The sequence below is a fragment of the Microbulbifer harenosus genome, assembly GCF_005771435.1.
Classification (GTDB): Bacteria; Pseudomonadota; Gammaproteobacteria; order Pseudomonadales; family Cellvibrionaceae; genus Microbulbifer; species Microbulbifer harenosus.
This window is the reverse complement of sequence record NZ_VANI01000020.1, coordinates 58,936-67,346: the sequence shown is the minus strand read 5'-3', so window position 1 is coordinate 67,346 and position 8,411 is coordinate 58,936. Positions and strand designations below refer to the sequence as shown.

The following is an 8,411-nucleotide window of genomic DNA, read 5'->3' as shown; positions in this document are numbered from 1 at the left end:
GCAATTCACTTCTTGGCGGGAGTAAAATGCCCCTAGTATCGCAGATCACCTCCAGTTTTAGGTGATGTGTCGCGGTTAGTATATGAATCCGGGAATGCTAACAAGGCAGGCAAAAGGACGCAGCATAGCTGCGCCTCTGCTGGCGGCGTTAAATGCTTATGAGCCACTTACGAAACTATATGAAAACTCTTGATATTATTGAGGAATCAATCGTCAAGATGAAAATCAAAACGGACAAGGTCTCAGTTAAAGCGGGAGCTACCTTGTTTGCAGTAACTCTTGATCACGCACAAGGCATAAAATTTTGCCTAATTAATAGCGCTTACCCATCTGCATTTGCCTTGCTACGCGTGCTTTTTGAAACATATATTCGCGCAATGGGGCTATCTAAATGCGCCAGCAGCAAGCAGTTAGATAAGTACATTAACGAAGATAAGTTAGTTTCAAAAACCAATGGCAAACTTATGTTTGGTAATATGGTCCTTGAGGTCGAATCCGCTGCCGATCTCCCCGCATATTTTTCTAAAATCAAAGATCATACATGGAGTGGCTTGAATAGCATCACCCACTCTGGTGCAATCCAGCTTCATCGAAACTTTAGCGGAAGCTCAATACGCCATCGTTACGAACAAGATCATATAAATGAAGCGGTCGAGTTCGCGACAATGATCGCCTGTATGTCTTTCGCGGGGCTATGCGATCTGGCTACAAATACAAGCGGCGAAGTTGAATCAGAAAAGGTTATGAATTTTGTTCAATCCTGGGCATTTAACAATTAGCTGCACGCTGGCACATACTGCTACACTCGTTTTTGTGTCAGTCTCTGCGCTCCATTTTACACAAAAACGCTCTCCGCAGTATGTGCAGGTGAGATAGGCGTTAAATACCAGCTCTCATAGGTAGACCATGGATTATCGCTATTTTTCATATACTACGGGCTTGGCATCCCTGTTTGGGTTCATTGTTCAGGTATTAGATTGGTTCCCTCATCACAAGGATCTAAGAAGAAGTGAACCGCCCGGGTTTCGCGGACGCCGGGGGAATCCAATCAGAGGGCAGCATAACAATCACGGGTAGTAAAACATTGCTTCTTCGGTTCTCAGAGGGGTGTTCAGGCTGAAGAAAAAATCGAGCACCACTCACACAGGTTAACTTGTCGTGATGAGAGTGCCCTGAAATGCCTTTCGCCATGCAAAGCAGGTCCAGAATTCAGATTGAAGCGCGGTTTTCTGCGCAGAATATAAACAGAAAGAAGAGGCAGGAGTTTTTCTACAGCCTCCCTATGCGAAGGAGAACAAATGAGCTTTCTTGAAGAATCTTGGGAAGAAAGAGAAGAAAAATCATACAAGGAAATATTTGGTGACACCGGGCCAGGTATATTTACTCTTTCAAATGAAATATTTTCCCGAATGGATGCAAAAAGCATCGACCCACGCTGGCTCACGCATGGTGTTTTTAAATGCCCGCCAACTGGAAGCAGAGATAAATGGGCCTATGTAACCTCTGGGATGTCTAATCCTTGGGAGGAGGAGAAGCCCGAAGAGTATTCTGGTCTTGGCGTAGAGTTTGTAATGGAAACGGAAAATGAAGAAACGTGGGCAATCAAGGTTCTTCAGACGCTCATGGCTTACAACTTATTGCTTGCAGCGGGTCAAATGGGAAATTTTCCTCCACTAAATTATGGGCATCGCGTGCCTTTAGCATTGTCTGAATCTATAAGAACAATGATGTTTGTACGTCCAGTTAATTTCCCAAGTACTTTCTCAATAAAGTCAGGTAACGTTGATTTGTTGCAGGTGGTAGGCCTTACTTCCTCGGAATTAAAGGCTGCAAAGCAAACTTCATCCGAAGAAATTAGAGATAAATTAATAAGCGTAACTGGCGGTTTGGTTGCGTGTAAGGAACGAGTCAGTGTCGTTTAGATCACATAGCAATCGAGTCCACACGGACGCCCAAGCCCACGCGTTTTTTGGGGGTTTTACAGCATTCACTTTCCCGCAAAAATCATTCCGGATTGACTGTTGGTGTGCCGGGTGTTAGGCGTCAGCCGAATTCAGAAATTATGCTGAGAAGAAAGTTAGTGGATGTTGCATTGGAGTGGCAGTCAAGATTTGGCATCGCCCCTCAGGTCACTACTTCAATTTCGGAGTATGATGCTGCCCATCTGATGGGAACGTCGGAAGAGGAGTACTCGCTCTTCATTCAAGATAAAATGGCGATGAGCCAGACTGAACCGCCTGGGTTTCGCATATAGAGTACACAAAGTTAGCCGCGACTGAGCGCGGCATTATGTAACCACCATCTATTAAAGGAATAATGATGAAAGCGAGTATATTAACCTTTACTGAAAATGAAGCTATTGACTATCGCAATCGGACGAAACGATCGAATCAGGTATATATGTACAAATTTGATGTCGATGTTGTTTTCCGAAAAGGTAAGATGAACGATGAGCAAATTGGCAAGGTCCGATACAAGGAAGACTCGCGGCCTCAAAAATCTTATAACAGTAGAACAAAGACTGAGAAAGATAAGAAGAACGACATCGTTACATACAAGAAAGGCGGCAGTGATGATCTTTATGTGTTGGCAAAATCTGGCGGTGTTTCACTTTTTGATGGAATGAGTAGTAAGGTCAAGCTGGGAAAAAATGACTGCTGGTGGATAATAACTAAAAATGCCAAATTGGAAGAAGGCTTGGTTATTGCTAAAGATCTTTTTTCCGATAACGAAGGAAATACTCATTACTCAATAGAGCCTGACAGGGACATGCTGTTGTCTGAGTACATTGAAAAACTTGAAGAACTTAAAAAGTACATGAAGGAGAAGGTGTAAAATGGCCTTTTCATACAAAGATCTAACATATATACGAGCAGCTATTCAGGCTTATGAAGGTGTTCTTTCTCAAGTAGAAGAAGATGAATGTTCAGACGATGATGAATTTTCTGAAATTCAGGATGATCGTCTCTACTTAAATCGCCTTTTAGCTCTTGTGAATGAGGAGATTTCTAACTTTGAATCAAAAAAGCCAAATTTGACACCCATTCAAGGCAAAGACTAGGTGCATACCAAGCGCTGTGTAGTGTCACGCTGAATTTGGCCTCTTGATCTCGTTAAGCATGATGATATCACTCAAAGTCAGGTGGCAAAATTCAGTGCACCACTACAATGCTATATCCGCAGTATCTTCGCAGCTTCAGACAAACTCCGATTAAGTTCGTTGCATTAAGAATTGGAATTTAGAAAATTAACAGGGAAAAGTATGAAAACTATGTTTCTATTGTTTTTTCTATATAGTGGGTTGAGTTACGGCTCGACTCCAGAGGCAGTAGCAAGTAAGTATCTGGAAAACTTTTCTAGCCATCGCTATTCTGCAGCAGCAAAAATGATCTACTGTGGCGAGGGGCTAAGTGAAGCTGAACTTAGCGATAAGTATGCAGGTTTAAGTGAGGAGCTCAAGTTTCTAGACAATGAGTTTGGGCCAGTTACTCAGTACAATGTTTCTAATGACCACATGTATGTAGCTGCTACACTTGGTTGTGGCTCTCATGACTTTCTGGAAACGAATCTTGAGTCAGCGAAAGTTGTTGTATTTGGTGTTATCTATAATAATAAATCACCAGGATACATCGTGGTTAAATTAATTTCAGTCAATGACAAATTTTTGCCAATTACTGTTGACCATGGAATTCCAATGGACGGCCTGTTGTCTACCGCTAGAATCATGTCTGTATACAAAAAGCTAACTGAATTATAGATTCCTGTTGCGGCTTGGTTTCAGGCTGGAAGTACAACACTTATGTAAGAATCGCAGTGGTTGGAATTATCTGCATTTCGTAAATTTTATGTTATTTTGCTTCACTCGTTTATAGCATGAAATTTTCTTCATTGCGTTTATCTATTGATCCGGACGCCAAACAAAGCTAAGGGATTTTCATGTGATTCTATGAAAAAGAGCCATGAAAAATTCTAAAAATGCTCGATATGGACGGTGTAAATGAAGCTCTTGCTGTTTTCGTTTCTAAGTATGACCGTGCTATTGGCGTTTTGCTCGCCCCCCTTGGTGTCAAGCGACGAAAACTCGTTGAAGGAAATCAATGCAAGTAAGCTAACCCATAAGGATGGCTCGTCTGCGGATACGTCATTCCCGGTTCTCTACTCACAGGAAGTATCCTTGTGGCCCGACGATTCCAAAGTAATCGCGGATGGGATCAAGAAAATCGAAAATGACGACTACGCTAAAGAGCACCCGTGGCTCGTCATCACCCATCCCACATTTATACGCTATGTGCCGAAGGGGCCATCTGCCCGGGCGGCAGTAATTGTGTTTCCCGGTGGCGGCTACAAGGGAGTAGCTATTGGCCAGCAAAGTACTATTGGCTTTAACGGCGCCGATGTTTGCCAGTGGCTGACGGAGGTTGGTGTTACTTGCATCGTTGTGAAGTACCGCGTTCCCAACTCCGGCTGTAGCTGGGATAAAAAATTACGCAAGCACGTAACCCCTGAGATTCCATTGGCGCTACAAGACGCACAGAGGACGATTTCTATCGTTCGGTATAATGCGAAAGAATACGGTATCGATCCCGACAAGATTGGCGTCATGGGATTTTCTGCAGGTGGGAATCTGGCGGTGCTTTCCAGTACGGCGTTCGACAAACGTGCCTATGACCCCGTCGACGAAATCGATCAGGTCAGCAGTCGGCCCGACTTCGCGATACCGGTCTATCCCGGCCATTTGACAATGGAGCACAAGAACAAAAGGCCAAGAGCAGTCGCTGCTCAGGAGCTGAATACGGATATCAAGATCTCACCCAATATCCCGCCAACACTTCTTGTGCACGCCAAAGATGATCCGATTGATCCGGTTCATTATTCAGAGGTATATGCAAGGGAATTGAAAAAGGCAGACATAGACGTAAAGGTCCTGCTTTACGAAACCGGCGGTCATGCCTTTGGAGTCAGAAAGCAGGAAAAAGACACCGATAGGTGGACTGCTGATGCAATCGAGTGGCTGAAGGAAATCGAGGTACTTTGATATTTTCGGAAAAATGCGGTTCAAGATAAGAGCGCGACGATTGAGGAATAAATGATTTTTCCTCGAAAGGAGCTGAGTGTTTACTAAAAGATCACGAAGAACTAATGAGGGAGGCCCATGTTTCGCGGAGGATCCATTATCCCAAAAGGAGAGCCTCCGCGAAGCCCAGGGAAGTTCAGTTGGCGATAAGTTCGGAATTAAAATTTAGGCCTTCTAGCTCAAACTCTTCACATAGATCTTTAAATTTCTGGTTGCAAAAGCTTGCTGTGCAACCTTCCCAACGACTTCTAAACAAAAGCTTTTGGCTTGCTCCGTTGCCAAATTCCAGAGCTCCCACCGCTTGTGTGTCTGGGTTACTATAAAAGCTTTTTGATAAAACCGGGTTCAAATCAGATAAGTTGTTGAATAAATAGTATGTGAAGCCTGAAACTTTTATTGGAAGAAACTCACCATAGTCGGCTAGCATCAGGTGAAAAACGGCGTATGCTCTTTCTGAAAACACAAGGTTAGGCCCCGTCCAAACACTTATGGCTGGGACTTTGATGGCCTCAGGGAACGCTGGCGAAGGCTGAAATGCCGTAACGATTTCCCCCCAAAGATCGGCGATTTTCTTTTCCTTTACCCCCATGTAGACGAAATCCATGACATGCGCATCAGCATTTAACTGATCAGCAATATCTTCCGCGTCAAGAGGTATTTCCTTATATATTGCAGGGTCGGTAGTTAATCTATAGATTTGGTTCATAGCCCACTCCAATCGGCCTTTTTAGGTTCCAAAATGCCCTTCGGATATCCACCATCTTTCAGTTGATTCTTTAGCTTTTTAATGATTCCGGCAAGAGGCTTAATTTCTTTTCTCGATTGTGCCTGAGTTTCTAGCTGTATAAGCGATTCAGGGTTTGCCGAGCAGTTCACAGGCACTGCGCGGTTATGCCCGGTTGATATGCAGCGCCACTGGTAGTGATTGCTCACTACCGAATAGGTGCACACGTCCAAGGTGATTACTTGGGGCAATGCCGGCAGCCGGCCTTCGATCCACTGGCGGCGGTGCTCGAAACACCGCCGGTATAGTGGACCCCTGTCGATTCAGTTTTCAACAAACCTCAGTCACACCGGCGCCGGATTGCGCTCGGAGAACTGGCCATTCCAGTAGGGATAGTAGGGGTATGGCGGGGTCACAGCGCTCGCTGCATCCAGGCGCATAATCTGGTCTTCGTTGAGGCTCCAGCCGACAGCACCGAGATTTTGTCGCAGCTGGGCCTCGTCTCGGGCGCCAATCAGTACGGAGGATACGGTCGGTCGTCGCAGCAGCCAGTTGATCGCTACCTGCGGTACGGTCTTCTCGACTTCTTCTGCAATCTCGAACAGCACATCCAATACCCGGTACAGCCGCTCTTCCTGTACTGGCGGTGCAAACGCTTCCGTCTGGTGAAGGCGGCTGCCTTCAGGTATCGGTTGGCCGCGGCGGATTTTTCCGGTCAGCCGCCCCCAGCCCAGCGGGCTCCACACCAGAGCGCCAAGGCCCTGGTCCTGCCCCAGCGGCATCAGTTCCCATTCGTAGTCACGGCCCAGCAGGGAGTAGTACGTCTGGTTTGCCACAAAGCGCGTGTAGCCGTAGCGCTCAGCGACGCTTTGGGATTTCATCAGTTGCCAGCCGGAGAAATTCGACGCGCCTAGATAACGCACCTTGCCCGACCGTACCAGGTCGTCCAGAGCTGACATCACGTCTTCCACCGGCGTCATGGCGTCGAAGTGGTGCAGTTGCAGCACATCTATATAGTCTGTTCCCAGCCGTTTAAGGGCGCGCTCGGTAGCGCGGATCAGATGGTGACGCGAGCTGCCAACGTCATTCGCGCCTTCTCCGCTGCGCAGTGACAGTTTGGTGGACACAATCACTTGCTCACGACGGCCTTTGATCGCCGCACCAAGGATCGTTTCCGAGGCGCCATCGGAGTACACGTCGGCGGTGTCGAACAGGTTAACGCCGGCCTCCAGGCAGATGTCGATGATCCGCTTCGCGTGCTCTACGTCGGTATTGCCCCAGGCACTGAACAAAGGGCCCTTGCCACCAAAGGTGCCGGCCCCAAAACCCAATTCCGGGACCTTGAAACCGGACCGTCCTAGATAACGATATTCCATAACTCTTACTCCTGTTCGTTGGAAACTGAAGGGGCGGGCCGAGCAGCCCTAGCCCCGCTCTTGCTCGATTGCCCTGGCAACCGGGTGGCAAAAGTTGACGACCGCTATGCTAGACCCGTATTTCTCTTGTTGATATTTTAAATATCTTTAATCACTTTCAATGTTTTCTTGATAATAGGTGGCTATGGATCGTTTGAGTGACATCGCCTTATTTCTTCGCGTAGTGGATCTGGGGACGATCAGCGCGGCCGCTCGCAGTCTTGACCTATCGGTAGCCGTTGCCAGCCAGCGTCTGCAGCGGTTGGAGAAGGGCTTGAATGTGCGGCTGTTGCATCGTACGACCCGTCGCCTCCATCTCACGCCTGAGGGGTTGGCGCTGGCGGAGAAAGGGCGCGACCTGGTGGAGGGCCTGGAGGCGCTCACTCAGGATCTGCGTGGCAGTGCCGACAATGTCACCGGCACCCTGCGCGTCACCTTGCCGCACTCCTTCGGGCGCCAATACATTTCGCCGCTGTTGCCGGAGTTCCTCCACCTATATCCCCGGCTGGACCTGCATGTCAGCCTCACAGACCAGGTGGTGGACCTGGTTGGCGACGGTTATGACTTGGGTATCCGTATCGGTGTTCTGGACGATTCCTCCCTGGTGGCCAGGCGCTTGGCGGATGATCGCAGGGTCTTGTGTGCCACCCCCGGCTACCTGGAGCGCCACGGCACCCCGCAAACCCCTGGCGATCTGGCGGACCACCAGTGCCTGGTGCTCTCCAGCACCCATCGCCGGCAGGATGTTTGGCACTTCACTGACAAACTGGGGCGCAGCGAGACGGTGCAGGTAAGTGGCCGTATACGCAGCAATCAGGGTGAGATGCTCACCGACGCGGTGCTCGGCGGCCTGGGTATCGCGCAACACTCGGTATGGCATATCCACGAACATCTGCGCAGCGGAAAACTGAAATCGGTGCTGCCGGATTACCGATTAATGGACACTGGTATCTACGCTGTGATGCCCCAAAGGCACCTGGTTCCGCCCAGAGTGCGGGCCATCGTGTCGTTCCTGGAAGAGAGGCTTATCGAGCATCCTGTCTGGGCGTTACCGTTGGAGGATTTATAAGTTCTGTAGCGTTCCTCTACGAGATCTTGTCCTGATTTTAAATAATAGTGAGAGACTCAAAGCCGCAGAAACCGATACGCAGTCTGAGGCGAACTCCTCGCTGGAAAGCCGTATTGATATCCGAAGAAG

Annotated in this window: 9 protein-coding genes; 7 read left to right on the top strand and 2 right to left on the bottom strand. The window is 48.0% G+C overall.

Translation table 11 applies throughout. From position 1 onward, the window contains the following. The first annotated feature begins 179 nt into the window (after window positions 1-179). From FDY93_RS17285 to FDY93_RS17260, 6 genes are all read left to right on the top strand, one after another. Window positions 180-779: a DUF6988 family protein gene (locus tag FDY93_RS17285; protein ID WP_138236996.1), complete on the top strand. Its 600-nt coding sequence runs from the start codon at window positions 180-182 to the stop codon at window positions 777-779. Between the two features lie 519 nt (window positions 780-1,298). Next, window positions 1,299-1,922, top strand: coding sequence for a suppressor of fused domain protein (locus FDY93_RS17280; RefSeq protein ID WP_138236995.1), 624 nt, complete (start codon window positions 1,299-1,301; stop codon window positions 1,920-1,922). Between the two features lie 397 nt (window positions 1,923-2,319). After that, window positions 2,320-2,835: a Tse2 family ADP-ribosyltransferase toxin gene (locus tag FDY93_RS17275; protein WP_138236994.1), complete on the top strand. Its 516-nt coding sequence runs from the start codon at window positions 2,320-2,322 to the stop codon at window positions 2,833-2,835. A gap of 1 nt (window position 2,836) precedes the next feature. Continuing rightward, window positions 2,837-3,061: a hypothetical protein gene (locus FDY93_RS17270; RefSeq protein ID WP_138236993.1), complete on the top strand. Its 225-nt coding sequence runs from the start codon at window positions 2,837-2,839 to the stop codon at window positions 3,059-3,061. Window positions 3,062-3,262: 201 nt separating this feature from the next. After that, a complete protein-coding gene (locus tag FDY93_RS17265; RefSeq protein ID WP_138236992.1) occupies window positions 3,263-3,757 on the top strand; it encodes a hypothetical protein in 495 nt (164 codons plus the stop codon). Window positions 3,758-3,997: 240 nt separating this feature from the next. Next, entirely contained in the window at window positions 3,998-5,035 is a 1,038-nt protein-coding gene (locus FDY93_RS17260) for an alpha/beta hydrolase (protein ID WP_138236991.1), read from the top strand. A 175-nt stretch (window positions 5,036-5,210) separates the two neighbouring features. Here FDY93_RS17260 and FDY93_RS17255 read toward each other — a convergent pair whose 3' ends face one another. Next, entirely contained in the window at window positions 5,211-5,780 is a 570-nt protein-coding gene (locus FDY93_RS17255) for a hypothetical protein (protein ID WP_138236990.1), read from the bottom strand. A gap of 362 nt (window positions 5,781-6,142) precedes the next feature. Further along, window positions 6,143-7,174 carry an aldo/keto reductase gene (locus FDY93_RS17250; RefSeq protein WP_138236989.1) on the bottom strand — a complete coding sequence of 344 codons (1,032 nt, stop codon included), beginning with the start codon at window positions 7,172-7,174 and terminating at the stop codon, window positions 6,143-6,145. 184 nt (window positions 7,175-7,358) lie between these two features. Here FDY93_RS17250 and FDY93_RS17245 point away from each other — a divergent pair, with 184 nt between their 5' ends. Continuing rightward, a complete protein-coding gene (locus FDY93_RS17245) occupies window positions 7,359-8,282 on the top strand; it encodes a LysR family transcriptional regulator (RefSeq protein ID WP_138236988.1) in 924 nt (307 codons plus the stop codon). The last annotated feature ends 129 nt before the right edge of the window (window positions 8,283-8,411 follow it).

Bases quoted from the DNA above. Each gene is read 5' to 3' on its own strand.
- FDY93_RS17285 (WP_138236996.1), top strand. From the start codon at position 180: ATGAAAACTCTTGATATTATTGAGGAATCAATCGTCAAGATGAAAATC.
- FDY93_RS17280 (WP_138236995.1), top strand. From the start codon at position 1,299: ATGAGCTTTCTTGAAGAATCTTGGGAAGAAAGAGAAGAAAAATCATAC.
- FDY93_RS17275 (WP_138236994.1), top strand. From the start codon at position 2,320: ATGAAAGCGAGTATATTAACCTTTACTGAAAATGAAGCTATTGACTAT.
- FDY93_RS17270 (WP_138236993.1), top strand. From the start codon at position 2,837: ATGGCCTTTTCATACAAAGATCTAACATATATACGAGCAGCTATTCAG.
- FDY93_RS17265 (WP_138236992.1), top strand. From the start codon at position 3,263: ATGAAAACTATGTTTCTATTGTTTTTTCTATATAGTGGGTTGAGTTAC.
- FDY93_RS17260 (WP_138236991.1), top strand. From the start codon at position 3,998: ATGAAGCTCTTGCTGTTTTCGTTTCTAAGTATGACCGTGCTATTGGCG.
- FDY93_RS17255 (WP_138236990.1), bottom strand. From the start codon at position 5,780: ATGAACCAAATCTATAGATTAACTACCGACCCTGCAATATATAAGGAA.
- FDY93_RS17250 (WP_138236989.1), bottom strand. From the start codon at position 7,174: ATGGAATATCGTTATCTAGGACGGTCCGGTTTCAAGGTCCCGGAATTG.
- FDY93_RS17245 (WP_138236988.1), top strand. From the start codon at position 7,359: ATGGATCGTTTGAGTGACATCGCCTTATTTCTTCGCGTAGTGGATCTG.